At 62.5% G+C, this 23,190-nt stretch carries 21 protein-coding genes; 1 reads left to right on the top strand and 20 read right to left on the bottom strand.

The window, feature by feature from the left end; genetic code table 11:
- Window positions 1-592 precede the first annotated feature (592 nt).
- The 8 genes from rpoS to RTI28_RS21540 all read right to left on the bottom strand — a co-directional run bounded on the left by rpoS (window position 593) and on the right by RTI28_RS21540 (window position 7,743).
- The gene (gene rpoS / locus RTI28_RS21575) at window positions 593-1,600 is read right to left on the bottom strand and encodes an RNA polymerase sigma factor RpoS (RefSeq protein ID WP_042121895.1); all 1,008 of its coding nucleotides are present in this window, start codon (window positions 1,598-1,600) and stop codon (window positions 593-595) included.
- Between the two features lie 105 nt (window positions 1,601-1,705).
- A complete protein-coding gene (locus RTI28_RS21570) occupies window positions 1,706-2,566 on the bottom strand; it encodes a peptidoglycan DD-metalloendopeptidase family protein (protein ID WP_316922312.1) in 861 nt (286 codons plus the stop codon).
- A 187-nt stretch (window positions 2,567-2,753) separates the two neighbouring features.
- Window positions 2,754-3,392: a protein-L-isoaspartate(D-aspartate) O-methyltransferase gene (locus RTI28_RS21565; protein WP_167335840.1), complete on the bottom strand. Its 639-nt coding sequence runs from the start codon at window positions 3,390-3,392 to the stop codon at window positions 2,754-2,756.
- A gap of 38 nt (window positions 3,393-3,430) precedes the next feature.
- On the bottom strand, window positions 3,431-4,180 hold the full coding sequence (gene surE, locus RTI28_RS21560) for a 5'/3'-nucleotidase SurE (RefSeq protein ID WP_316922311.1): 750 nt from the start codon (window positions 4,178-4,180) through the stop codon (window positions 3,431-3,433).
- Window positions 4,168-5,226 carry a tRNA pseudouridine(13) synthase TruD gene (truD, locus tag RTI28_RS21555; protein WP_316922310.1) on the bottom strand — a complete coding sequence of 353 codons (1,059 nt, stop codon included), beginning with the start codon at window positions 5,224-5,226 and terminating at the stop codon, window positions 4,168-4,170. Before truD ends, surE begins: the two co-directional genes overlap by 13 nt.
- Complete coding sequence (ispF, locus tag RTI28_RS21550; RefSeq protein WP_316922309.1) at window positions 5,223-5,696, bottom strand: 2-C-methyl-D-erythritol 2,4-cyclodiphosphate synthase; 474 nt, start codon at window positions 5,694-5,696, stop codon at window positions 5,223-5,225. The genes truD and ispF overlap by 4 nt, the downstream gene beginning before the upstream one ends.
- Window positions 5,697-5,767: 71 nt before the next feature.
- Window positions 5,768-6,622: an S-formylglutathione hydrolase gene (gene fghA, locus RTI28_RS21545; protein WP_316922308.1), complete on the bottom strand. Its 855-nt coding sequence runs from the start codon at window positions 6,620-6,622 to the stop codon at window positions 5,768-5,770.
- A gap of 8 nt (window positions 6,623-6,630) precedes the next feature.
- Window positions 6,631-7,743: an S-(hydroxymethyl)glutathione dehydrogenase/class III alcohol dehydrogenase gene (locus tag RTI28_RS21540; RefSeq protein WP_316922307.1), complete on the bottom strand. Its 1,113-nt coding sequence runs from the start codon at window positions 7,741-7,743 to the stop codon at window positions 6,631-6,633.
- A 106-nt stretch (window positions 7,744-7,849) separates the two neighbouring features.
- Here RTI28_RS21540 and RTI28_RS21535 point away from each other — a divergent pair, with 106 nt between their 5' ends.
- Window positions 7,850-8,746 carry a LysR substrate-binding domain-containing protein gene (locus tag RTI28_RS21535; protein ID WP_316922306.1) on the top strand — a complete coding sequence of 299 codons (897 nt, stop codon included), beginning with the start codon at window positions 7,850-7,852 and terminating at the stop codon, window positions 8,744-8,746.
- A gap of 4 nt (window positions 8,747-8,750) precedes the next feature.
- On the opposite strand, the gene ispD is transcribed toward RTI28_RS21535, so the two are convergent.
- The 12 genes from ispD to fabZ all read right to left on the bottom strand — a co-directional run bounded on the left by ispD (window position 8,751) and on the right by fabZ (window position 23,172).
- Window positions 8,751-9,455: a 2-C-methyl-D-erythritol 4-phosphate cytidylyltransferase gene (ispD, locus tag RTI28_RS21530; RefSeq protein WP_316922305.1), complete on the bottom strand. Its 705-nt coding sequence runs from the start codon at window positions 9,453-9,455 to the stop codon at window positions 8,751-8,753.
- Window positions 9,452-9,730, bottom strand: a complete 279-nt coding sequence (gene ftsB, locus RTI28_RS21525) for a cell division protein FtsB (RefSeq protein ID WP_042121905.1) — start codon at window positions 9,728-9,730, stop codon at window positions 9,452-9,454. Before ftsB ends, ispD begins: the two co-directional genes overlap by 4 nt.
- A gap of 157 nt (window positions 9,731-9,887) precedes the next feature.
- Window positions 9,888-11,177, bottom strand: a complete 1,290-nt coding sequence (eno, locus tag RTI28_RS21520; RefSeq protein WP_042121906.1) for a phosphopyruvate hydratase — start codon at window positions 11,175-11,177, stop codon at window positions 9,888-9,890.
- A gap of 153 nt (window positions 11,178-11,330) precedes the next feature.
- Window positions 11,331-12,176, bottom strand: coding sequence for a 3-deoxy-8-phosphooctulonate synthase (gene kdsA, locus RTI28_RS21515; protein WP_316922304.1), 846 nt, complete (start codon window positions 12,174-12,176; stop codon window positions 11,331-11,333).
- A gap of 3 nt (window positions 12,177-12,179) precedes the next feature.
- Window positions 12,180-13,808, bottom strand: a complete 1,629-nt coding sequence (locus RTI28_RS21510; RefSeq protein WP_316922303.1) for a CTP synthase — start codon at window positions 13,806-13,808, stop codon at window positions 12,180-12,182.
- 272 nt (window positions 13,809-14,080) lie between these two features.
- Window positions 14,081-15,379, bottom strand: coding sequence for a tRNA lysidine(34) synthetase TilS (tilS, locus tag RTI28_RS21505; protein ID WP_316922302.1), 1,299 nt, complete (start codon window positions 15,377-15,379; stop codon window positions 14,081-14,083).
- A gap of 150 nt (window positions 15,380-15,529) precedes the next feature.
- Window positions 15,530-16,477, bottom strand: a complete 948-nt coding sequence (locus RTI28_RS21500; protein WP_042121910.1) for an acetyl-CoA carboxylase carboxyltransferase subunit alpha — start codon at window positions 16,475-16,477, stop codon at window positions 15,530-15,532.
- Between the two features lie 98 nt (window positions 16,478-16,575).
- Window positions 16,576-20,100: a DNA polymerase III subunit alpha gene (gene dnaE, locus RTI28_RS21495; RefSeq protein ID WP_316922301.1), complete on the bottom strand. Its 3,525-nt coding sequence runs from the start codon at window positions 20,098-20,100 to the stop codon at window positions 16,576-16,578.
- Window positions 20,101-20,205: 105 nt separating this feature from the next.
- A complete protein-coding gene (rnhB, locus tag RTI28_RS21490) occupies window positions 20,206-20,829 on the bottom strand; it encodes a ribonuclease HII (protein WP_316922300.1) in 624 nt (207 codons plus the stop codon).
- Window positions 20,830-21,957, bottom strand: a complete 1,128-nt coding sequence (gene lpxB, locus RTI28_RS21485) for a lipid-A-disaccharide synthase (protein ID WP_316922299.1) — start codon at window positions 21,955-21,957, stop codon at window positions 20,830-20,832.
- 1 nt (window position 21,958) lies between these two features.
- The gene (lpxA, locus tag RTI28_RS21480) at window positions 21,959-22,735 is read right to left on the bottom strand and encodes an acyl-ACP--UDP-N-acetylglucosamine O-acyltransferase (protein WP_316922298.1); all 777 of its coding nucleotides are present in this window, start codon (window positions 22,733-22,735) and stop codon (window positions 21,959-21,961) included.
- Complete coding sequence (gene fabZ / locus RTI28_RS21475; protein WP_042121916.1) at window positions 22,732-23,172, bottom strand: 3-hydroxyacyl-ACP dehydratase FabZ; 441 nt, start codon at window positions 23,170-23,172, stop codon at window positions 22,732-22,734. The genes lpxA and fabZ overlap by 4 nt, the downstream gene beginning before the upstream one ends.
- Window positions 23,173-23,190: the final 18 nt, after the last annotated feature.

Raw genomic sequence — 23,190 nt, 5'->3', positions numbered from 1 at the left:
AAGCGGGCGATCAGTGTCCTGGGTGCCAAGCAAATGATGCAACTGATGGGCTGAAGAGCCTTTTCAGCACAAAAACAAACGCCCCGAACAAGTCGGGGCGTTTGGTATAGGGCCTGTCAGTGTGTTTTCACACAGTCTGTTACGGGCCTTTTTTCATTTTCTGCAGGCAAAAAAAAGGGGCGGTTTGACCCGCCCACATTTTTTCCGTAGTCCCTGTATTCCCTTTCATCGTCCTGATGAATCGCATCCTGCGATGTCCTTGGTCTTCATCCGTTGAAAACCTGTGTCAGTCCGTAGACACAGGACAAATATTAACTCGTACGACCTTGGTCGCAACGGGCAATGGCTCTCAAAAAAAGACAACAGGGTTACCGAAGCACAAGATAAAACTCTTTAATTTCAAATACTTAATAAAAAATCAGACAGGCAATCACGTACTATTTACCCGAATTTACTACATTGGCTTACGCACCATGTAAGCGATTGCCTACATCAAAAGACTCATCACCGACAGATTCGACTGATGCCCCACGGCCAAATAAAAACGCCCCGAACCAGTCGGGGCGTTTTCATGCAAGGCTGATCGTTCTTGTTATTGAAACAGCGACTCGCTGGACAGGCCATTCTTCTCCAGGATCTCGCGTAGGCGCTTGAGCCCTTCGACCTGAATCTGACGCACCCGCTCACGGGTAAGGCCGATTTCCAGCCCTACGTCTTCCAGCGTACTGCTTTCATGGCCACGCAGGCCAAAACGACGAATGACTACCTCACGTTGCTTGTCGGTCAGTTCGCTCAGCCATTGATCGATGCTCTGGGACAGATCGTCATCCTGCAGCAGCTCGCAGGGGTCGGTCGGACGGTCGTCAGTCAGGGTATCGAGCAGCGTCTTGTCCGAGTCTGGCCCCAGAGAAACGTCCACCGAAGAAACCCGCTCGTTGAGGCCAAGCATGCGCTTGACTTCCGAAACCGGTTTTTCCAGGAGGTTGGCGATCTCTTCAGGAGAAGGCTCGTGATCGAGCTTCTGGGTCAATTCCCGCGCCGCGCGCAAGTAGACGTTCAGCTCCTTGACCACATGAATCGGCAGGCGGATAGTGCGGGTCTGGTTCATGATCGCCCGCTCGATGGTCTGGCGAATCCACCATGTCGCGTAGGTGGAAAACCGGAAACCACGCTCGGGATCGAACTTCTCGACCGCCCGGATCAGCCCCAGGTTGCCCTCTTCGATCAGATCGAGCAGGGAAAGCCCACGGTTCACGTAGCGTCGGGCGATCTTCACCACCAGGCGCAGGTTGCTCTCGATCATGCGTTTGCGGCCTGCGGGATCACCACTTTGCGACAGGCGCGCAAAATGGACTTCCTCTTCAGGCGTCAGCAGCGGAGAGAAACCGATTTCATTGAGATAAAGCTGAGTCGCATCAAGTGCTCGGGTGTAGTCGATGTACTTGTGCTGTTTCAGCGAAGAGCCTTGTCTGGCCCTGGTCCGAACCGAAGGTACAGCAGGTTCGTCTGACACCACATCCGTTTCCAAAACGATGCCGGTCTCCATGAGGAGAACCTCATCGTCGATGTCAAACTCCGGCACTTCTTTACTGAGAGCCATTGTTATAGTCCTTTGCTGAGTTCGAACTCAGACTCGAGCGCACCTTTTCCATGGCGTCGCTTGAGCCTGTCCCCATTACGCTAAGGAACAGGCCGGAACCAACAATCAACGATTTGGCAGGAACTGCAAAGGATCTACCGGTTTACCCTGGCGGCGAATCTCAAAGTGAAGCTTCACCCGATCGGTGCCCGTGGACCCCATTTCGGCAATCGTCTGCCCAACCTTGACTTGCTGTCCCTCCCGAACCAAAAGCCTGCGATTATGACCGTAGGCACTCACGTAGGTTTCGTTGTGCTTGATGATTACGAGTTCACCGTAGCCCCGCAAGCCACTACCGGCGTACACCACCGAACCATCAGAGGCGGCAAAAACAGGCTGTCCCAAATCCCCGGCGATATCAATGCCTTTATTCAAACTACCGTTTGAAGCGAATTTCCCGATCAGCACGCCATTCGCGGGCCACGCCCAGCCGCCGCTGGAGCGCTCTGCGGCGGGAACCTGGGTAGGTGCGGTGGACGGTGTGACCATCGGTGTGGTGGTTGCCGTGCTGGTACTTTTCGGCGGTGGCGGAGTGCCTGCGGGACGTCGGGTCACGGTGGTCTTGCTCGAGGGCGAAGTCGAGGTCACCACGCGGGAAGTGCCGGAAGAAGGCTCGTCGAAACGGATCGCCTGCCCCGGGCGAATGGTGTAGGGCGGCTCGATGCCGTTGCGTGCGGCCAGGGACTTGTAGTCCCAGCCATAACGGAAAGCGATGGAGAACAGCGTGTCCCCGGGCCGGACCACGTATTGCCCGGAGGTCACCGCGGGCCGCTTGGGCGCGGCATTGTTGCGATCGACCACCCGCGCACTGCTGGAAGAGGAAGAAGTGCTGGAGCAACCCGTCACCAACGTGCCAAAGGCAAGTGCAACCACCAGAAGCCTGATGCTTGATAGACCCATACGCTGCCGAATGACTGTTTGACTCACCCGCCGCTCCCTTAATTGGTGATCGAGTTTGAAAATGCAATAACGTTGCAATTATAACCAGGCGCAAACGACTTGCGCGCGCTGAACAGACTTAAAACGTGACGGGTTGCCGACCGGCAAGCATGACACCCGCCTGATAGACCCGGCGCAGCGCGAAGAATTCGCTACGCATGAAAATAAACAGTGGTCAGGACAGGGTGCCGCTGAGCAGTGGGACGAAGCGTACCGCACCCAGTACTCGTCGAGAGAAGCCATGCTCCTCGCGCACGATCAGCAACAACTGCTGGGTTTCTCCGACGGCGCCCACCGGAATCACCATGCGCCCACCGGGTGCCAGTTGATCGAGCAGTGCCTGCGGGACTTCCGCCGCGACCGCGGTGACGATGATGCCGTTGTAGGGTGCCAGGGCCGGCCAGCCTTCGCTGCCGTCGCCCCAACGGAACACCACGTTGCGCAGATTCAGTTCGGTCAGGCGCTCCTTGGCCCGATCCTGCAGCACCTTGATCCGCTCGACCGAGAACACCCGCTCCACCAATTGCGCCAGCACGGCAGTCTGGTACCCAGAGCCGGTACCGATTTCCATGACCTTGTCCAGCGGGCCGGCCTCGAGCAACACCTCGCTCATGTGCGCGACCATGAATGGCTGGGAAATGGTCTGGTTGTGGCCGATCGGCAGAGCGGTGTCTTCGTAGGCGCGGTGCGCCAGCGCTTCATCGACGAACAAATGCCGCGGCGTGCGACGCAGTACATCCAGTACCCGCGGATTCGACACGCCTTCCTCGCACAGGCGCTGGATCAGCCGCTCACGTGTACGCTGGGAAGTCATGCCGATACCACGGCGCATCATATCGTCCTGATCACGCATCAGAGCACACCCTCCAGCCAGCCACCCAGGTGTTCGAAGGCATCGTTGAAGGTACGGTCCAGCTGCAACGGGGTTATCGACACATAGCCCTGCATGACCGCATGGAAGTCGGTGCCCGGTCCGCCATCCTCGACATCACCGGCAACCGCGATCCAGTAGCCTTCCTTGCCCCGCGGATTGACGTCCTTGATCGGCGCGGCGGCGCGCGCGCGGTGCCCCAGGCGGGTCAGCTGGAGACCACGAATATGATCCAGTGGCAGGTTGGGAACATTGACGTTGAGCACGGTTCGCGGCGGCAGTTCCAGGCGCGCCTGGGCCTCGATCAGCTTGCGCGCGACGTAGGCCGCGGTGGGCAGGTTGTCCGGCAAGCGCGACAACAGCGAGAAAGCGAACGAGGTGTTGCCGAGGAAACGCCCTTCGAGCGCCGCGGCGACAGTGCCCGAATACAGCACGTCATCCCCCAGGTTGGCGCCCAGGTTGATACCCGACACCACCATATCCGGGGTCTGCTCCAGCAGGCCGTTGAGACCGAGATGAACGCAGTCGGTCGGCGTGCCGTTGATGCTGATGAAACCGTTGGGCAAGGTTTGCGGATGCAGTGGACGGTCGAGGGTCAGCGAACTGCTGGCACCGCTCTTGTCCTGGTCCGGAGCGATCACCACACAGTCGGCATAATCCACCAGCGCACCGTGGAGCGCGGCGAGTCCGGGCGCGATGACGCCATCGTCATTGGAAATCAGAATACGCATGGGCTGTCCGTCTGCCCTGCCGGGACCAGATCGACGAGTTCGCGCACCACCACGGTGGCGAAACATCCGGCCGGAAGGACGAATTCCAGTTGCAGAATATCAGGCTCGGGATAATGCCACGTCAGCCGGGCAATGGGCAGTCGCAGAATGCGACGTTCCTGCTTGAGAGCGGCATTGCCGAGCCACTGGCAGAGCCGCGCCTGGTCGTCGCCGATACGCTGCTCCAGCGCGCCGGTCTCACCCTGACTGGCCGGCAGTCCTTCGCCCCACAACGGACCGGTGGGATGCAGGTCGAGAATGGCCAGGCGAGGATCGCTGCATTCCGACTCGCCAGCCGGAAAGAAGCTACGACTGTCCGTGAACGCCAGCAGATCACCCACCTGGGCGCGCTGCCAGCTGCCATCGCCGACCCGCTCGGCGAGGACACGGTTGAACAGATAGCTGCGCGCGCTGGACAGCAGACGCGAACGCAGGTTGCGCTGCTCCGGCAGGGCCTGGCGCTCCGCCCAGTGCCGTGCTTCCTCGACATTGCCGCCCCCGTGACCGAAACGCTGGGCGCCGAAATAGTTCGGCACGCCCTGGTCGCGCAGCTGTTCGAGGCGGGCGTCCAGCGCCGCGTGATCGGCCTGGAGCTGAGTGAGGCGCAGGGTGAAGCCGTTGGCCGAATGCGCGCCGCGCTGCAGCTTGCGCGAATGGCGGGTGCGCTGAAGGATGCGCAGGCTTTCGTTCTCCGCCGCGGCCAGGTCCGGATCGACCTTGCCCGGCAGGTGCAGACTGAACCATTGACGGGTCAGCGCCTGACGATCCTTCAGACCGGCATAGCTGATGCCCTTCAGCGGCACACCGGCGGCGCGCGCCAGGCGGCGTGCGGCCTCTTCGGTATTCAGGTCGCGCTTCTCGACCCACAGCCACAGGTGCTCGCCCTGCCCCGACAGCGGAATGTCGAGCACTTCATCGACCTGGAAGTCGTCCGCGACCGCCTTCAGTACCGCGCTACCCAGCGCCGGCCCGCTGGCACGCGGACCGAGAAGTTCGAGTTCGGTCATGCTGGCAGCAACAAGGCAACAGCGTGCACCGCGATGCCTTCCTCACGCCCGGTGAACCCGAGTTTCTCGGTGGTGGTGGCCTTGACGTTGACCTGGTCGAGTTCGACCCGCAGGTCCGCGGCGATCGCTTCGCGCATGCGCTCGATATGCGGGGCCATCTTCGGCGCCTGGGCGACGATGGTGGCGTCGATGTTGCCGACCTTCCAGCCCTTGGCCTGGACGAGCTCCACCACATGACGCAGCAGCACGCGGCTGTCGGCGCCCTTGAACTGCGGATCGGTATCGGGGAAATGGCGACCGATGTCACCCAGCGCGGCGGCGCCGAGCAAGGCATCGCTCAGGGCGTGCAGCAGCACGTCGCCATCGGAATGGGCCAGCAGCCCGAATGTGTGCGCGATGCGCACGCCGCCCAAGGTGATGAAATCGCCTTCCGCGAAGCGGTGCACATCGTAGCCGTGGCCAATACGCATAAAAAAACGCCCTGATTGAGTCAGGGCGTGATTCTACCCGCTTTACCGGGCCTTGGGCTTGAATTGTCGCCTCAGCCGCGGCCGATTCCCAGCGCTGCGGCATGATGCCGCAAATGGTCATCGATGAAGCTGGCGATGAAGTAGTAGCTGTGGTCATAACCCGGCTGCAGACGCAGTTGCAGCGGATAGCCCGCCGCTTGCGCGGCCTGCTGCAGCACCTGTGGCTTGAGCTGGTTCTCCAGGAAATCATCGCGATCACCCTGGTCCACCAGCAGCGGCAAACGCTCGTCGGCCTGGGCGATCAGCACGCTGGCATCCCATTCGCGCCAACGCGAGCGGTCCTCGCCCAGATAACGGCCGAACGCCTTCTGCCCCCACGGGCAATCCATCGGGTTGCTGATCGGGGCGAAGGCCGACACCGACTGGTAGAGACCCGGGTTGCGCAGTGCGCAGACCAGCGCCCCATGGCCGCCCATGGAGTGACCACTGATCGCGCGCTGCTGCGACGCCGGGAAATGCCCTTCGATCAGCGTCGGCAACTCGCTCACCACATAGTCGTACATGCGGTAGTTGCTGGCCCACGGCTGCTGGGTGGCATTGACGTAGAAGCCGGCACCGAGCCCGAAATCCCAGGCACCGTCAGGATCACCCGGCACCTGGGCGCCGCGCGGACTGGTGTCCGGCGCGACGATGATCAGCCCCAGCTCGGCGGCGAGCTTGTGCGCGCCGGCCTTCTGCATGAAGTTCTCGTCGGTGCAGGTCAGCCCGCTCAGCCAGTACAGCACCGGCAGCTTGCCCCCCTGCTCGGCCTGCGGCGGCAGGTAGACCGCGAAAACCATGTCGCAGCCAAGCACCTCGGAACGGTGACGGTAGCGCTTGTGCCAGCCACCGAAACTTTTCTGACAGGAAATGTTTTCCAGGCTCATGGGCGACCTCAGAAATGGATGACGCTGCGGATGCTCTTGCCTTCATGCATCAGGTCGAAGGCCTTGTTGATGTCTTCCAGACCCATGGTGTGGGTGATGAAGGTGTCCAGCGGAATCTCGCCCTTTTCCGCCATGTCGACATAGCTCGGCAGCTCGCTGCGACCGCGCACCCCACCGAAGGCCGAGCCACGCCAGACGCGACCGGTGACCAGCTGGAACGGACGGGTGGCGATTTCCTGGCCGGCACCAGCGACACCGATGATCACCGACTCGCCCCAGCCCTTGTGACAGCACTCCAGCGCCGCACGCATCAACTGGACATTGCCCACGCACTCGAAGGAGAAGTCCACGCCACCATCGGTCAGGTCGACAATCACTTCCTGGATCGGGCGGTCGTAATCCTTCGGATTGACGCAGTCGGTTGCGCCGAGCTGACGGGCGATCTCGAACTTGCCCGGGTTGATGTCCACGGCAATGATGCGCGAGGCCTTGGCCTTGACCGCACCGATGATCGCCGACAGACCGATACCGCCCAGGCCGAAGATGGCCACGGTGTCACCAACCTTGACCTTGGCGGTGTTCAGCACCGCACCGATACCGGTGGTCACGCCGCAGCCGAGCAGGCAGACCTTCTCCAGCGGCGCTTCCTTCTGGATCTTGGCCACGGAGATTTCCGGCAGCACGGTGTACTCGGAGAAGGTCGAGGTCCCCATGTAGTGGAACAGCTGCTGCCCCTTGTAGGAGAAACGAGTAGTACCGTCCGGCATCAGGCCCTTGCCCTGGGTGGCGCGAATCGCCTGGCACAGGTTGGTCTTGCCCGAACGGCAGAATTTGCACTGGCCGCATTCCGGGGTGTACAGCGGGATCACATGATCGCCCACCGCTACCGACGTCACGCCCTCCCCCACGGCCTCGACGATGGCACCGCCCTCATGGCCGAGGATCGACGGGAAGATGCCCTCCGGGTCGGCACCGGACAGGGTGTAGGCGTCGGTGTGACATACGCCGCTGGCGACCACGCGCAACAGCACTTCACCCGCCTTGGGCATCGCCACATCGACCTCGACGATTTCCAGGGGTTTCTTGGCCTCGAAGGCAACGGCGGCACGGGACTTGATCATCAATCTTCTCCAACGAAGGGACAGTTCAAGCCCGCAGTGTAATTCAAGCTCATTTGATGAATAATCCAGGCGAAGACAAAACATTATTGCCATACAGGGATAATTGATGAGCAGCCGTTGGGAAGGGATCGACGAGTTCGTCGCCGTGGCCGAAACCGGCCAGTTCACCGCGGCCGCCGACCGCCTGGGCGTGTCGTCCTCGCATGTCAGCCGCCAGGTGGCGCGCCTGGAAGAACGCCTGCAGACCCGCCTGCTGTACCGCAGTACTCGCCGCGTCACGTTGAGCGAGGCCGGACAGACGTTTCTTCAGCATTGCCAGCGCCTGCAGGATGGCCGCGAGGAAGCCTTGCGCGCCATGGGCGACCTGACCAGCGAACCCAAGGGGCTGCTGCGCATGACGTGCGCGGTGGCTTACGGCGAGCGCTTCGTCGTTCCGCTGGTGACCAGCTTCATGAGTCAGTACCCGCAGCTACGGGTGGATATCGAGCTGACCAACCTCACCCTCGACCTGCTGCACGAAGGCATGGACCTGGCGATTCGTCTCGGTCGCCTGCAGGAATCGCGACTGGTGGCAGCGCGAATCGCCCCACGACGCATGTACCTGTGCGCATCCCCGGACTACCTCAGTCGGTATGGCCGGCCACACAGCCTGTCCGAACTGGCGCGGCACAACTGCCTGATCGGCAGTTCGGACATCTGGGCGATGCAGCAGGACGGCCGTGAAATCGCCCAGCGGGTACAGGGCAACTGGCGCTGCAACAGCGGCCAGGCGGTGCTCGACGCGGCCTTGCAGGGGATGGGCTTGTGCCAACTGCCGGACTACTACGTGCTGGAGCATCTGGGCACGGGTGCCCTGGTATCGCTGCTCGAAGCCCACCAGCCGCCCAACACCGCGGTGTGGGCGCTGTATCCGCAGCAGCGGCATCTGTCGCCGAAGGTGCGCAAGCTGGTGGATCACTTGCGCGAAGGACTGGCCCTGAGACCGGAGTATCTGGCGGGCTGAAGGATCAGCGCTGGGACCAGCGCTGACGCAGCCATTCCAGGTCTTCCGGGCGGGTGACCTTGATGTTGTCGCTGCGCCCTTCGATCAACCGGGGCGCCTGGCCGGCCCATTCGATGGCCGAGGCTTCGTCGGTGATCGCCACATCCGCCACCAGGCTGTCAGCCAGGGCCCGGTGCAGGGCGCCAAGGCGGAACATCTGCGGGGTGTAGGCTTGCCAGATGGTGCTGCGATCGACCGTGGCAACGACCCGGCCGTCGGCATCGGCGCGCTTGAGGGTATCGCGGGCCGGTACGGCAAGCAGACCGCCCACCGGATCCTCGGCCAGTTCGGCGAGCAGGTGGTCGAGGTCGGAACGGGCCAGGTTGGGCCGCGCGGCATCGTGGACCAGCACCCAGTCGCTGTCCGCCGCGCCCTGGGCGTGCAGCAGCAACAAGGCATTGAGCACCGAGTCGGCGCGCTCGCGACCGCCGGCGGCGCGCTGGATACGCAGGTCGCTGGCACAGGCCAGGCCCGGCCAGTAGGGATCGTCAGCGGCAAGGCTGACCACCATCCCCTTCAGTGAGGGATGGTCGAGAAAACAGTTGAGGCTGTGTTCGAGAATCGTGCGTCCGCCCAGTTGCAGGTACTGCTTGGGCCGGTCGGCGGCCATGCGCGCACCCACGCCGGCGGCGGGGATCACTGCCCAGAAGGCAGGCAGCGGAGTATTCATCGGGCCATCTGGTAGAGGGTTTCACCCTCCTTGACCATTCCCAGTTCATGGCGAGCCCGTTCTTCGACGGTTTCCATACCTTTCTTCAACTCCAGTACTTCGGCATCGAGCACACGGTTGCGCTCCAGCAGACGCTCGTTCTCGGCGTGCTGGTCGGCAATCTGCTGCTTGAGTTCGGCCACCTGGGCCAGGCTGCCGTTACCCACCCACAGCCGGTACTGCAAGGCACCGAGCAACGCGAGAAGGACGAGAAACAACCAATAGGGACTACGCATCAGGGCATCCAGTGGCAAAAGACCGCATCTGCGAAGGGCTGATGGCACGAAGCCTGACCGAAGCCAGGCTTTGTGATTTCAGCACTTGCAGTGCCCGCGTCGGACAGATCGGAAAAACCTTGTCACAACGCGATGCTGTCTTTTTACCATCTATCGCTTAGCCGCGAAACTCGGCACGACCGCGGTAAACCGCCTTGGCACCCAGTTGCTCTTCGATACGCAGCAGTTGGTTGTACTTGGAAACGCGGTCGGAGCGGCACAGCGAACCGGTCTTGATCTGACCCGCTGCGGTCCCCACGGCCAGGTCGGCGATGGTGGAGTCTTCGGTTTCGCCCGAACGGTGCGAGATCACCGCGGTGTAACCGGCAGCCTTGGCCATCTGGATGGCTTCCAGGGTTTCGGTCAGCGAGCCGATCTGGTTGAACTTGATCAGGATGGAGTTACCGATCTTCTTGTCGATGCCTTCCTTCAGGATCTTGGTGTTGGTCACGAACAGGTCGTCGCCAACCAGCTGTACCTTCTCGCCGATCTTGTCGGTGAGGATCTTCCAGCCAGCCCAGTCGGACTCGTCCAGACCGTCTTCGATGGAGATGATCGGGAAGCGCTCGGTCAGGCCTTTCAGGTACTCGGCGAAACCTTCGGCATCGAACGACTTGCCTTCACCGGACAGGTTGTAGTTGCCGTCTTCGAAGAATTCGCTGGCAGCGCAGTCCAGGGCCAGGGTCACGTCGGTGCCCAGCTTGTAGCCGGCATTGGCCACGGCTTCGGCGATGGCACCCAGGGCGTCTTCGTTGGAGGACAGGTTGGGCGCGAAACCGCCTTCGTCACCCACGGCAGTGTTCAGGCCACGGGCCTTCAGCACAGCTTTGAGGTGATGGAAGATTTCGGTGCCCATGCGCAGCGCGTCGGAGAAGGTCTTGGCGCCAACCGGCTGAACCATGAACTCCTGGATATCGACGTTGTTATCGGCGTGCTCGCCACCGTTGATGATGTTCATCATCGGAACCGGCATGGAGTACTGACCTGGGGTACCGTTCAGGTTGGCGATGTGCGCGTACAGCGGCAGGTCCTGGTCCTGGGCGGCGGCCTTGGCGGCGGCCAGGGACACGGCGAGGATGGCGTTGGCGCCCAGCTTGGCCTTGTTCTCGGTACCGTCCAGTTCGATCATGGCGCGGTCCAGGGCTTTCTGGTCCAGCGGATCCTTGCCCAGCAGCAGGTCGCGGATCGGGCCGTTGATGTTGGCGACGGCTTTCAGCACGCCCTTGCCCAGGTAACGGCTCTTGTCGCCATCACGCAGTTCCAGTGCCTCGCGGGAACCGGTGGAAGCACCGGACGGCGCGCAAGCGCTGCCAATGATGCCGTTGTCGAGCAGTACGTCCGCTTCCACGGTAGGGTTGCCCCGGGAATCGAGAACTTCACGACCTTTGATGTCGACGATTTTTGCCATTGTTGTAAGCACTCCAGAATTGACGAAAACAACGCAGCTTGAAAAATTCCGCTCTGTTCCAGGCTGGGGGCACGGGCAGGCCTGGCGCGGAGAAAAACCCCTGACCTTGAGGTCAGGGGTTGAACGGGGGGTACTTTACCGGAGAAACACGTCTTATGCGGTTTCTACCGTCGGAAAACTCTTCACCAGATCGTCCAGTTGCTTGAGCTGGGTCAGGAACGGCTCCAGCTTGTCCAGGCGCAGGGCGCATGGACCGTCGCACTTGGCATTGTCCGGATCCGGGTGGGCTTCCAGGAACAGGCCGGCCAGGCCCTGGCTCAAGCCGGCACGGGCCAGCTCGGTGACCTGGGCACGACGCCCGCCCGCCGAGTCGGCGCGACCGCCAGGCATCTGCAGGGCGTGGGTCACGTCGAAGAACACCGGGTACTGGAACTGCTTCATGATGCCGAAGCCGAGCATGTCCACCACCAGGTTGTTGTAGCCGAAGCTGGAACCGCGCTCGCAGAGGATCAACTGATCGTTCCCGGCCTCTTCGCACTTGGTCAGGATGTGTTTCATTTCCTGGGGCGCGAGGAACTGGGCTTTCTTGATGTTGATCACCGCGCCGGTCCTGGCCATCGCCACGACCAGGTCGGTCTGCCGCGACAGGAAGGCCGGCAGCTGGATGATGTCGCAGACCTTGGCGACGGTCTCGGCCTGGAATGGCTCGTGGACGTCGGTGATGACCGGAACACCGAAGGTCTTCTTCACTTCCTCGAAGATCCGCATGCCCTCTTCCAGGCCCGGACCGCGGTACGACGTGATCGACGAGCGGTTGGCCTTGTCGAAGCTGGCCTTGAACACGTAGGGGATACCGAGTTTCTCGGTAACCCGTACGTACTCCTCGCAGACTTTCAGGGCCAGGTCACGGGACTCCAGGACGTTCATGCCGCCGAACAGGACGAACGGCTTGTCGTTGGCGATCTCGATGTTACCGACGCGAATGATCTTCTGGGTCATGGATCAGGCCTTGTTCTTCTGCGCCAGGGCTGCCTTGACGAAGCCGCTGAACAGCGGGTGGCCGTCACGCGGGGTCGAGGTGAATTCCGGGTGGAACTGGCAGGCGACGAACCATGGGTGGTCCTTGGACTCGACCACTTCCACCAGCGCGCCGTCGCCGGAACGACCGGAAACCTTCAGGCCGGCTTCGATCAGTTGCGGCAGCAGGTTGTTGTTCACTTCATAGCGGTGACGGTGACGCTCGACGATCACGTCCTTGGCGTAGCAATCGTGCACCTTGGAACCGCTCTCCAGCTGGCATTCCTGGGCGCCCAGACGCATGGTGCCGCCCAGGTCCGAGGCTTCGTCGCGGGTTTCCACGGCACCGGTGGCATCGGCCCACTCGGTGATCAGGCCGACCACCGGATGACCGCTGTTGCGATCGAACTCGGTGGAGTTGGCGTCTTTCCAGCCCATGACGTTACGGGCGAACTCGATGACCGCCACCTGCATGCCGAGGCAGATGCCCAGGTATGGCACCTTGTTCTCGCGAGCGTACTGGACGGCGGTGATCTTGCCTTCCACGCCACGCAGGCCGAAGCCGCCCGGAACCAGGATCGCGTCGACGCCTTCCAGCAGACCGGTGCCCTGGTTCTCGATGTCTTCGGAATCGATGTAGCGCAGGTTGACCTTGGTGCGGTTCTGGATGCCGGCGTGGCTCATCGCTTCGATCAGCGACTTGTAGGCGTCCAGCAGTTCCATGTACTTGCCGACCATGGCGATGGTCACTTCGTGCTCGGGGTTGAGCTTGGCATCGACGACCTTTTCCCACTCGGACAGGTCGGCGCCATTGCATTGCAGGCCGAAGCGCTCGACGACGAAGTCGTCCAGGCCCTGGGCGTGCAGCACGGCAGGAATCTTGTAGATGGTGTCGACGTCTTCCAGCGAGATGACCGCGCGCTCTTCGACGTTGGTGAACAGGGCGATCTTGCGCCGCGACGAGACGTCGACAGGGTGGTCGGAACGGCAGATCAGCACGTCAGGCTGCAGGCCGATGGAGCGCAGCTCCTTGACCGAGTGCTGGGTCGGCTTGGTCTTGGTCTCGCCAGCGGTGGCGATGTACGGGACCAGGGTCAGGTGCATCAGCATCGCGCGCTTGGAGCCGACTTCGACCCGCAGTTGGCGGATGGCTTCGAGGAACGGTTGCGACTCGATGTCACCCACGGTACCGCCGATCTCGACCAGGGCCACGTCGGCATCGCCGGCGCCCTTGATGATGCGGCGCTTGATCTCGTCGGTGATGTGCGGAATGACCTGGATGGTCGCGCCCAGGTAATCACCCCGACGCTCCTTGCGCAGCACGTGCTCGTAGATGCGGCCGGTGGTGAAGTTGTTGTTCTGGGTCATGGTCGTGCGGATGAACCGCTCGTAGTGGCCCAGGTCCAGGTCGGTCTCGGCGCCGTCGTGGGTGACGAACACTTCACCGTGCTGGAACGGGCTCATGGTGCCCGGGTCGACGTTGATGTACGGGTCCAGCTTGAGCATGGTGACCTTGAGCCCCCGCGCCTCCAGGATGGCCGCCAATGAAGCCGAGGCAATGCCTTTCCCCAATGAAGAAACAACACCGCCCGTGACGAATATGTAGCGCGTCATGAAAAACCCTAGAAGTCTGCGTTAAAGCGGTCTGCGCCGCCGGGGAAAGCGAAGGAAGGCCGAAGCCCCCGATCACCTGCGTCAATCACAGTGCATCCGAAAATACTGCCGCGTCTGTACAGACCGGGGGTTGAAAACCCGGTACGGAGCTCGCTACACATTTTGAGAATCGCCCAGCAAAAAACTGCTTGGTAATCGGCAACTGCCGTGGCTCGAAAGGAGCTCACAGAAGCTGTATCAAGAAGGGAGCGTAGTCTACCCGAAGATGCCCATCACCTCAAACCTTGCTCACTCGTCGGTACGCGCCACACGAGTTGCAAATCGCCATCAGTGAGGTCTGGCAGGTTGGCCACGGCGACCAGTCGCTCGCCCGCGAACAGCAATGGCAGGCGGCTGCGGACGAAGCACGGAACCTGGCGTTCGTTGAGCAGACGCTTGAGATCGCGGCGACCACGGCCGGGGAGCGTCATGCTTTCGCCGCCCTGGCGGTAGGCGATTCGCAGCCCTTCCTGGGGTAAATTTCCGGTCAGGAAAACGCGGCCATTCCCAGCCAGTTCCAGCGCCTGTCGCGGATCATTCCAGTACGCGGCCTCGCCGGGAGCACCGAGCCAGTTGCCACTCAACCAATAGATCCGCTCGCCGGCCCGATGCAATTCGCCATCAGTGAGTTTCCAGATTGGCGAAGCATCGGCGCGAGCGTCTCGCAGATCATTCCAGCCAGCCCAGTGATCGGTATCGGGCAACCGGGTGAAGCGTGCCAACCAGGACTGCATGGCATTGCGCTGCCGCGCCGGAGACAGGTGAGCCAGCCCCGGCAAATGCAGGGATGGCAAGCCGAGCCAGGGAAAATCCCCCGGGACCTGGGCCTGGACCAGATCCTCGCGAGCCAGTTCGTCCAGCAACTCCCCCGCCTGCGCAAGATGGCCGGCCGCGCGGGCCAGGCTGCGACTGGCTTGTGGCCAGCGCGAGGCCAGGGCAGGAAACACCTGATGGCGCAGGTAATTGCGATTGAAGCGGGTATCAGCGTTCGAGGAATCCTCGATCCAGCTCAAACCATGCGCTTGCGCATGGCGGAGAAGTTCGTCACGAGAGATGTCGAGCAAGGGCCGTACCAGCGAACCGGCGCCAAGCGATCTCTGCCCCGGCATCGCCATCAACCCGCGCAATCCTGCACCACGAAGCAGACGCAGCAACAGGGTTTCCGCCTGGTCCTCGCGGTGCTGGCCGGTCAGAAGAATCTCGCCCGTCTGCAGGACCTCGCTGAAGGCTCCGTAGCGGGCATTGCGCGCCGCCTGTTCGATACTGGCGTCCTCCTCTACCCTCACGTGGCGTACCAGCAACTCGACACCCAGTGCATCACAGAGGCGCCGACAGTGTTCCGGCCAGGTATCTGCAACCTGTTGCAGGCCATGATGGACATGCACGGCGCGCAATGCTGGCCGATCGCTCAAGCCCGCCAGCAGGTGCAGCAACACCGTGGAGTCCAACCCGCCCGACAGCGCCACGCACCAGCCCGGTGCATCGCGCCAGGGGGCCAGCTTGTCCTGCACACGAGAGGCGAGATAAACCATGGTCAAGGTCTCGGAGATAAAAACGATTGGGGCCGCTATGCGGCCCTTCGCGAGCGAGCTCGCCCCTACAGGGTGCAGGATCCTGTGGGAGCGAGCTCGCTCGCGAAGGGCTGCAAAGCAGCCCCAAATAGCTGACTTTACAGCGTCAGGTCAGAGACCGTAGCTCATCAGGCGATCGTAACGGCGCTTGAGCAGCGCGTCGTTGTCGAACTTCTTCAGCATGTCCAGTTGCTGGATCAGTTCCTCGCGAACCGATGCCGACATGGCGGCCGGATCGCGGTGGGCGCCGCCCAGTGGCTCCGAGATAACCTTGTCGACGATACCCAGCCCCTTCAGGCGCTCGGCGGTGATGCCCATGGCCTCGGCGGCATCGGCGGCCTTCTCGGCGGTCTTCCACAGGATCGAGGCGCAACCTTCCGGCGAGATCACCGAGTAGGTGGAGTACTGCAGCATGTTCAACTGGTCGCAGACACCGATCGCCAGGGCGCCGCCGGAACCGCCCTCGCCGATGACGGTGGCGATGATCGGCGTCTTCAGGCGCGCCATGACGCGCAGGTTCCAGGCGATCGCTTCGCTCTGGTTGCGCTCTTCGGCGTCGATGCCCGGGTAGGCGCCCGGGGTGTCGATGAAGGTCAGGATCGGCATCTTGAAGCGTTCGGCCATTTCCATCAGGCGGCAGGCCTTGCGGTAGCCTTCCGGACGCGGCATGCCGAAGTTGCGGCGAACCTTCTCGCGCACTTCACGGCCTTTCTGGTGACCGATGACCATCACCGGACGGTCCGCCAGGCGGGCGATACCACCGACGATCGCGGCGTCGTCGGCGAAGTGACGGTCGCCGTGCAGTTCGTCGAACTCGGTGAAGATGTGCTCGATGTAGTCCAGGGTGTAAGGCCGGCGCGGGTGGCGCGCCAGGCGAGCGATCTGCCAGCTGGTCAAATTGCCGAAGATGCTCTTGGTCAGCTCGCTGCTCTTGTCTTGCAGCCGGCCGATCTCATCGCCGATGTTCAGCGAGTTGTCATTGCCCACCAGGCGCAGCTCTTCGATCTTGGCTTGCAGGTCAGCAATCGGCTGTTCGAAATCCAGAAAGTTCGGGTTCATAGGCATCCGTCTTGGGTCGACGGCCAGGCGGCCGGCCGGTTGATCCGTTTGGCGCCCTACCTTAAGGGATCAGGCGCATTCAGGTCGAGATTAAAAATTCATCGATAGTGCAAAAAGACGTTCTCTCGGCCGAACTGGTCACGCAGGGCCTGAATCAGGCCATCGGCCGGGTCGATCCGCCAGTCTTCGCCGAACTGCAGCTGGGCGCGGGCATCGCTGCCGGTGTATTCCATGCTCACCGGACAGGCACCGCGATGGCGCCTGAGCAGGTCACCGAGCCAGGCCAGGCGGTCGCCCTTGAGGGCATCGGCATGGATCTTCAGGCGCAGGCTGTCGGCCAGGTTGGTGCGCGCGTCCTCCATGCTCATCACCCGCTTGACCCGCAGGCGCAGGCCGCCGGAAAAGTCGTCGTTGCTCACTTCGCCCTCGATCACCACCATGGCGTCGGTCTGCAGCAGGGACTGCGCGGCCATGAAGGCATCAGCGAACAGCGAGGCCTCGATACGCCCGGAGCGGTCGTCGAGGGTGACGAAGCCCATCTTGTCGCCCTTCTTGTTCTTCATCACACGCAGGGCAATGATCATGCCGGCCACGGTCTGGGTGTCGCGCGCCGGCTTCAGGTCGACGATGCGCTGGCGGGCGAAGCGGCGAATCTCGCCTTCGTATTCGTCGATCGGGTGACCGGTGAGGTACAGGCCAAGGGTGTCCTTCTCGCCACGCAGGCGTTCCTTGAGCGTCAGTTCCCGCGCGTTGCGGTGGTTGGCATAGACGTCGGCATCGGCGTCGTCGAACAGCCCGCCGAACAGGTCCGAGTGACCGCTGTCGTGGGTCCGCGCGGTCTGCTCCGCAGACTTGATCGCCTCTTCCATGGCCGACAGCAATACCGCGCGGTTCTGGTCGACATTGGCCTGATAGGCCTTGATCTCGTCATGGAAGAACGGCCCGAGACGATCCAGCGCACCACTGCGCACCAGGGCGTCTAGCGTCCGCTTGTTGATGCGCTTGAGGTCGACACGCGCACAGAAATCGAACAGATCCTTGAACGGACCGCCTTCGGCCCGCGCCTCCATGATCGCCTCCACCGGGCCTTCGCCGACGCCCTTGATCGCGCCGAGCCCATAGACGATACGGCCGTCATCGTTGACGGTGAACTTGAAGTCGGAGAAGTTCACGTCCGGCGCATCGAGGCGCAGCTTCATGCTGCGCACTTCCTCGATCAGGATCACCACCTTGTCGGTGTTGTGCATATCCGCCGACAGCACCGCGGCCATGAACGCCGCCGGGTGGTGGGTCTTCAGCCAGGCGGTCTGGTAGGAGACCAGGCCGTAGGCCGCGGAGTGGGATTTGTTGAAGCCGTAGCCGGCGAACTTTTCCACCAGGTCGAAGATGTTGCCCGCAAGGTCGCCATCGATGCCGTTGTTGGCACAACCCTCGATGAAACCGCCACGCTGCTTGGCCATTTCCTCGGGCTTCTTCTTGCCCATCGCCCGGCGCAGCATGTCCGCGCCGCCGAGGGTATAGCCGGCCATGACCTGGGCGATCTGCATCACCTGTTCCTGGTACAGGATGATGCCGTAGGTTGGTGCCAGAACCGGCTGAAGGCCTTCGTACTGGTAGTCCGGGTGCGGGTAGGCCAGTTCGGCGCGACCGTGCTTGCGGTTGATGAAGTCGTCCACCATGCCCGATTGCAGCGGGCCGGGACGGAACAGCGCCACCAGTGCGATGAGGTCTTCCAGGCAGTCCGGCTTGAGCTTCTTGATCAGCTCCTTCATGCCGCGGGATTCGAGCTGGAACACCGCGGTGGTCTCGGCCCGCTGCAACAGCTCGTAGGTACGCCTGTCGTCGAGCGGGATGAAGTCGATGTTGACGTCCGGCAGGTTCTGCTTGGCCTGCTCGCGGTTGATGATCTCCATCGCCCATTTGATGATGGTCAGGGTACGCAGGCCGAGGAAGTCGAACTTCACCAGACCCGCGGCCTCGACGTCATCCTTGTCGAACTGGGTCACCAGGCCGCCGCCCTCTTCGTCGCAGGCAATCGGCGAGAAGTCGGTAAGCTTGGTCGGCGCGATCACCACACCACCGGCGTGCTTGCCGGTACCGCGGGTGACCCCTTCCAGCTTGAGGGCCATGTCCCAGATTTCCTTGGCGTCCTCGTCGGTCTTGAGGAAATCCCGGAGCATTTCTTCCTGTTCGTAGGCTTTTTCCAGGGTCATGCCGACTTCGAACGGAATCATCTTCGACAGACGATCCGCCAGGCCGTAGGACTTGCCCTGCACCCGCGCCACGTCGCGCACCACCGCCTTCGCCGCCATGGTGCCGAAGGTGATGATCTGGCTCACCGCGTTGCGCCCGTAGGCCTCGGCCACGTAGTCGATCACCCGGTCGCGGCCGTCCATGCAGAAGTCGACGTCGAAGTCGGGCATGGAAATCCGTTCCGGGTTGAGGAAACGTTCGAACAGCAGGTCATAGGCCAGCGGGTCGAGGTCGGTGATCTTCAGCACGTAGGCCACCAGCGAGCCAGCACCCGAACCCCGGCCCGGGCCGACCGGCACGTCGTTGTTCTTGGCCCACTTGATGAAGTCCATAACGATGAGGAAGTAACCGGGGAAACCCATCTGGATGATGATGTCCAGCTCGAACTTCAGCCGGTCCAGATAGGTCTGCCGCTTCTCTTCGTAATCGGGCGTGGTCTCCTTCGGCCAGAGCACCGCCAGACGCTCTTCCAGGCCCTCATGGGAAACGTGGCGCAGGTAATCGTCGATGCCCATGCCGTTGGGCGTAGGGAAGTCCGGCAGGAAGTATTTGCCCAACTGCACGGTGATGTTGCAGCGCTTGGCGATCTCGACAGTGTTTTCCAGCGCCTCGGGCAGGTCGCTGAACAGCTCGGCCATTTCTTCCGGGCTTTTCAGATACTGCTGGTCGCTGTAGTTGCGCGAGCGCCGCGGGTCGTCCAGGGCCCGGCCTTCGCCGATGCACACGCGGGTTTCGTGGGCGTCGAAGTCCGACTGCTTGATGAAACGCACATCGTTGGTGGCCACCAGCGGCGCCCCCAGGCGGTCGGCCAGGGCCACGGCGGCATGCAGGTATTCCTCGTCGCCCGCGCGGTTGGTGCGCTGCACTTCGACATAGAAGCGATCCGGGAACATGCCCATCCAGTCGCGCAGCAGGGCCTCGGCTTCGGTTTCATTGCCCGACAGCAGGGCCATGCCGATGTCGCCTTCCTTGGCCGCGGACAGGGCGATCAGGCCCTCGGCGGCTTCGGCGATCCATTCGCGCTGGATGATCACCAGGCCATTGCGCTGGCCCTCGACCCAGCCACGGGAAATCAGTTCGGTGAGGTTGCGGTAGCCCTTGGCGTCCATCGCCAGGAAGCAGATGCGCGCCAGGGCGGCATCCGGATCATCGCTCGCCAGCCACAGGTCGGCGCCGCAGATCGGCTTGATCCCGGCGCCCATGGCGGTCTTGTAGAACTTGACCAGCGAGCACATGTTGCTCTGGTCGGTCACCGCCACCGCCGGCATGTTCATCCCGGTCAGGGCCTTGGCGAGCGGCTTGATCCGCACCAGTCCGTCGACCAGCGAGAATTCGGTATGCAGGCGAAGATGAACGAAGGAAGCCGACATGATGATCCTATAGCAACGCAAAACGACAAGGCCCGGATTGTACCGGGCCCCGATCAAAACAACAGCCGGCGCATGGCGATCCGGACTGAAGGTGGAAACCTGGGGTCAGACCAGGATCGGTTGACCGCCCGCCAGCGCCTCGTAGGCTGCGCGAACCGGGGCGAACGAGCGCCGGTGAATCGGCGTCGGCCCCAGGCGGGCCAGCGCTTCCAGATGCACGGCGGTCGGATAGCCCTTGTGCCCGCCGATGCCATAACCCGGGTAGATCAGCTCGAAGGCCGACATCTCCCGGTCCCGGGTGACCTTGGCCAGGATCGAAGCCGCGGCGATCGCCGGAACCTGGCTATCCCCCTTGACCACCGGCGATGCCGGCATCTTGAGTTTCGGACAGCGATTGCCGTCGATCAGCGCCAGCTTCGGGGTGATGTGCAAGCCCTCGACGGCGCGCTGCATCGCCAGCATGGTGGCGTGCAGGATGTTCAACTCGTCGATTTCCTCGACTTCCGCGCGGGCGATATGAAAGCTCAGGGCCTTTTCGCAGATCTCGTCGAAGAGCTTTTCGCGGCGCGCTTCGGTCAGTTTCTTCGAATCGTTCAGACCAAGAATCGGTCGGGCCGGATCGAGAATGACCGCGGCGGTGACCACCGCCCCGCAAAGCGGGCCACGGCCGACTTCATCGACGCCGGCGACCAGTTCTTCGACCAGGTTGAAGTCCAGTCCCATTTGCATTTATCGATCTTCCAGCAAGGCCAGCACGGCGTCGGCGGCCTGATTCGAGGCATCGCGGCGCAAAGTGCGGTGAATCCGGTCGAAGCCTTCGGTCTGCTGCGCGCCATCCCGCACCAGCGGCGCCAGGGTCTGCGCCAGGGCCTCGCGGGTAGCGGCCTCCTGCAGCAGCTCCGGCACCAGCAGGCGTTGGGCCAGCAGGTTGGGCAGTGAAACGTAGGGGCTCTTGACCAGACGTTTGAGAATCCAGTAGCTCAGCGGGGCCAGACGGTAGGCCACGACCATGGGCCGCTTGAACAGCAAGGCTTCCAGGGTCGCGGTACCCGAAGCGATCAAGACCGCGTCGCAGGCCGCCAGGGCCTGGTGGGACTGGCCGTCGAGCAAGGTCAGCGGCAGATCCCGGCCGACCAGCATCTGCTCCAGCTGCGCACGGCGCGCGGCGTTCGCGCAGGGCGAGACGAAGCGCACACCGGGAATGAGTTCGCGCAGGCGCTGCGCGGTGTCGAGGAACAGCTCACCGAGGCGACCGACTTCCCCGCCACGGCTGCCCGGCATCAGCGCCACCAGCGGGCCCTCGGGCAGCCCAAGGGTGTGCCGCGCGGCGTCGCGATCGGCTTCGAGGGGAATCGTGTCGGCCAACGGGTGACCGACGAAACGCACCGGTACACCCTGCTCTTCGTAGAACTTCGCTTCGAAGGGGAACAGGGTGAGCATCAGGTCGCAGCCTTCGCGAATCTTCAGCACACGCTTCTGCCGCCAGGCCCAGACCGACGGGCTGACGTAGTGCACGGTCTTGATCCCGGCCTGACGCAGCTTCAGTTCGATATTGAGGGTGAAATCCGGCGCATCGATGCCGATGAAGACATCCGGCTTTTCTTCGATGAGGGTCTGGATCAGCAGCTTGCGTCGCTTGAGCAGCTCGGGCAAACGCCCCAGCACCTCGACCAGGCCCATGACCGCCAGGCGCTCCATGGGGAAGTAGCTGCTCAGCCCTTCGGCTTCCATCAGCGGACCACCGACACCGATGAAACGGATGTCCGGATGCCGGACCTTGAGCGCCCGCATCAGGCCCGAACCGAGGATGTCGCCGCTGGCCTCACCGGCCACCAGCGCTACGCAGAGTGCCGCCATGTCAGCGCGTGATGCCGCGGGCGGAGTTCTGGATCGAGCGACGGAACAGCTCGACTTCAGGGAACTGCTTGGCCGACTCTTCCAGCTCGACGATCGCCTGCTCGACGGTCAGTCCCTGGCGATAGACGATCTTGTAGGCGCGTCGCAGGGCATGGATGGCATCCTCGCTGAAACCGCGACGGCGCATGCCCTCGAAGTTCATGCTGCGCGCTTCGGCGGGGTTGCCGAAGACGGTGACGAACGCCGGGACGTCCTTGCCGATGGCGGTGCCCATGCCGGAAAAACTGTGGGCACCGATGTGGCAGAACTGGTGAACCAGGGTGAAGCCGGAGAGGATCGCCCAGTCATCCACGTGCACATGCCCCGCCAACGCGGTGTTGTTGACCAGGATGCAGTGATTGCCGATGACGCTGTCGTGACCGATATGGGCGTAGGCCATGATCAGGTTGTGATCGCCGATGGTGGTTTCCGAGCGGTCCTGGATGGTCCCGCGGTGGATCGTCACACCTTCGCGAATGACGTTGTTGTCACCGATCACCAGGCGGGTGGGCTCGCCCTTGTACTTGAGGTCCGGCGTGTCTTCGCCGACCGAGGAAAACTGATAGATGCGGTTGTTCCGGCCGATGCGGGTCGGCCCCTTGAGCACCACATGCGGACCGATGACGGTCCCCTCCCCGATCTCGACGTTCGGGCCGACGATCGACCAAGGACCGACCTCGACCCCCTTGGCCAGCTTGGCCGAGGGATCGATGATTGCCCGAGGGTCAATCAAACTCATAGTTTACGTTCCGCGCAGATGATCTCGGCGGAGCAGACAGGCTTGCCATCGACCGTTGCCTGGCAGTCGAACTTCCAGATCTGGCGTTTGCAACTGATGAACTTGGCTTCCAGGATCAGTTGGTCGCCCGGCAGCACCGGCTGGCGGAAACGCAGCTTGTCGGAGCCGACGAAGTAGTACAGCGTGCCATCCGTCGGTTTGGCATCGAGCATCTTGAAACCGAGGATGCCGGCTGCCTGGGCCATGGCCTCGATGATCAGCACGCCGGGCATGATCGGATGCGCCGGGAAGTGACCATTGAAGAACGGCTCGTTGATGCTGACATTCTTGTAGGCACGAATGCGCTGAGCCTCGACGTCCAGTTCCACCACGCGGTCCACGAGCAGGAACGGGTAACGGTGAGGCAGGTATTCGCGAATCTCGTTGATGTCCATCATTTCTGGGGGAAGCCTGTA

Origin of the sequence: Pseudomonas sp. zfem002, from assembly GCF_032621685.1 — a bacterium.
In the GTDB taxonomy this organism is placed as follows: domain Bacteria; phylum Pseudomonadota; class Gammaproteobacteria; order Pseudomonadales; family Pseudomonadaceae; genus Aquipseudomonas; species Aquipseudomonas japonica.
The sequence above is the reverse complement of the archived record's forward strand: the minus strand, read 5'-3'. Positions and strand labels throughout refer to the sequence as shown.

What these genes read in the sequence shown, in the direction of transcription:
- lpxB (WP_316922299.1), bottom strand. Translation starts at nt 21,957, where the DNA reads ATGGCGGCACTCTGCGTAGCGCTGGTGGCCGGTGAGGCCAGCGGCGAC.
- rpoS (WP_042121895.1), bottom strand. Translation starts at nt 1,600, where the DNA reads ATGGCTCTCAGTAAAGAAGTGCCGGAGTTTGACATCGACGATGAGGTT.
- RTI28_RS21540 (WP_316922307.1), bottom strand. Translation starts at nt 7,743, where the DNA reads ATGATCAAGTCCCGTGCCGCCGTTGCCTTCGAGGCCAAGAAACCCCTG.
- kdsA (WP_316922304.1), bottom strand. Translation starts at nt 12,176, where the DNA reads ATGACCCAGAAGATCATTCGCGTCGGTAACATCGAGATCGCCAACGAC.
- ispD (WP_316922305.1), bottom strand. Translation starts at nt 9,455, where the DNA reads ATGAATACTCCGCTGCCTGCCTTCTGGGCAGTGATCCCCGCCGCCGGC.
- ftsB (WP_042121905.1), bottom strand. Translation starts at nt 9,730, where the DNA reads ATGCGTAGTCCCTATTGGTTGTTTCTCGTCCTTCTCGCGTTGCTCGGT.
- lpxA (WP_316922298.1), bottom strand. Translation starts at nt 22,735, where the DNA reads ATGAGTTTGATTGACCCTCGGGCAATCATCGATCCCTCGGCCAAGCTG.
- fabZ (WP_042121916.1), bottom strand. Translation starts at nt 23,172, where the DNA reads ATGATGGACATCAACGAGATTCGCGAATACCTGCCTCACCGTTACCCG.
- tilS (WP_316922302.1), bottom strand. Translation starts at nt 15,379, where the DNA reads ATGGTTTATCTCGCCTCTCGTGTGCAGGACAAGCTGGCCCCCTGGCGC.
- truD (WP_316922310.1), bottom strand. Translation starts at nt 5,226, where the DNA reads ATGACCGAACTCGAACTTCTCGGTCCGCGTGCCAGCGGGCCGGCGCTG.
- dnaE (WP_316922301.1), bottom strand. Translation starts at nt 20,100, where the DNA reads ATGTCGGCTTCCTTCGTTCATCTTCGCCTGCATACCGAATTCTCGCTG.
- surE (WP_316922311.1), bottom strand. Translation starts at nt 4,180, where the DNA reads ATGCGTATTCTGATTTCCAATGACGATGGCGTCATCGCGCCCGGACTC.
- RTI28_RS21500 (WP_042121910.1), bottom strand. Translation starts at nt 16,477, where the DNA reads ATGAACCCGAACTTTCTGGATTTCGAACAGCCGATTGCTGACCTGCAA.
- RTI28_RS21510 (WP_316922303.1), bottom strand. Translation starts at nt 13,808, where the DNA reads ATGACGCGCTACATATTCGTCACGGGCGGTGTTGTTTCTTCATTGGGG.
- eno (WP_042121906.1), bottom strand. Translation starts at nt 11,177, where the DNA reads ATGGCAAAAATCGTCGACATCAAAGGTCGTGAAGTTCTCGATTCCCGG.
- RTI28_RS21535 (WP_316922306.1), top strand. Translation starts at nt 7,850, where the DNA reads ATGAGCAGCCGTTGGGAAGGGATCGACGAGTTCGTCGCCGTGGCCGAA.
- rnhB (WP_316922300.1), bottom strand. Translation starts at nt 20,829, where the DNA reads ATGCAAATGGGACTGGACTTCAACCTGGTCGAAGAACTGGTCGCCGGC.
- fghA (WP_316922308.1), bottom strand. Translation starts at nt 6,622, where the DNA reads ATGAGCCTGGAAAACATTTCCTGTCAGAAAAGTTTCGGTGGCTGGCAC.
- ispF (WP_316922309.1), bottom strand. Translation starts at nt 5,696, where the DNA reads ATGCGTATTGGCCACGGCTACGATGTGCACCGCTTCGCGGAAGGCGAT.
- RTI28_RS21565 (WP_167335840.1), bottom strand. Translation starts at nt 3,392, where the DNA reads ATGACTTCCCAGCGTACACGTGAGCGGCTGATCCAGCGCCTGTGCGAG.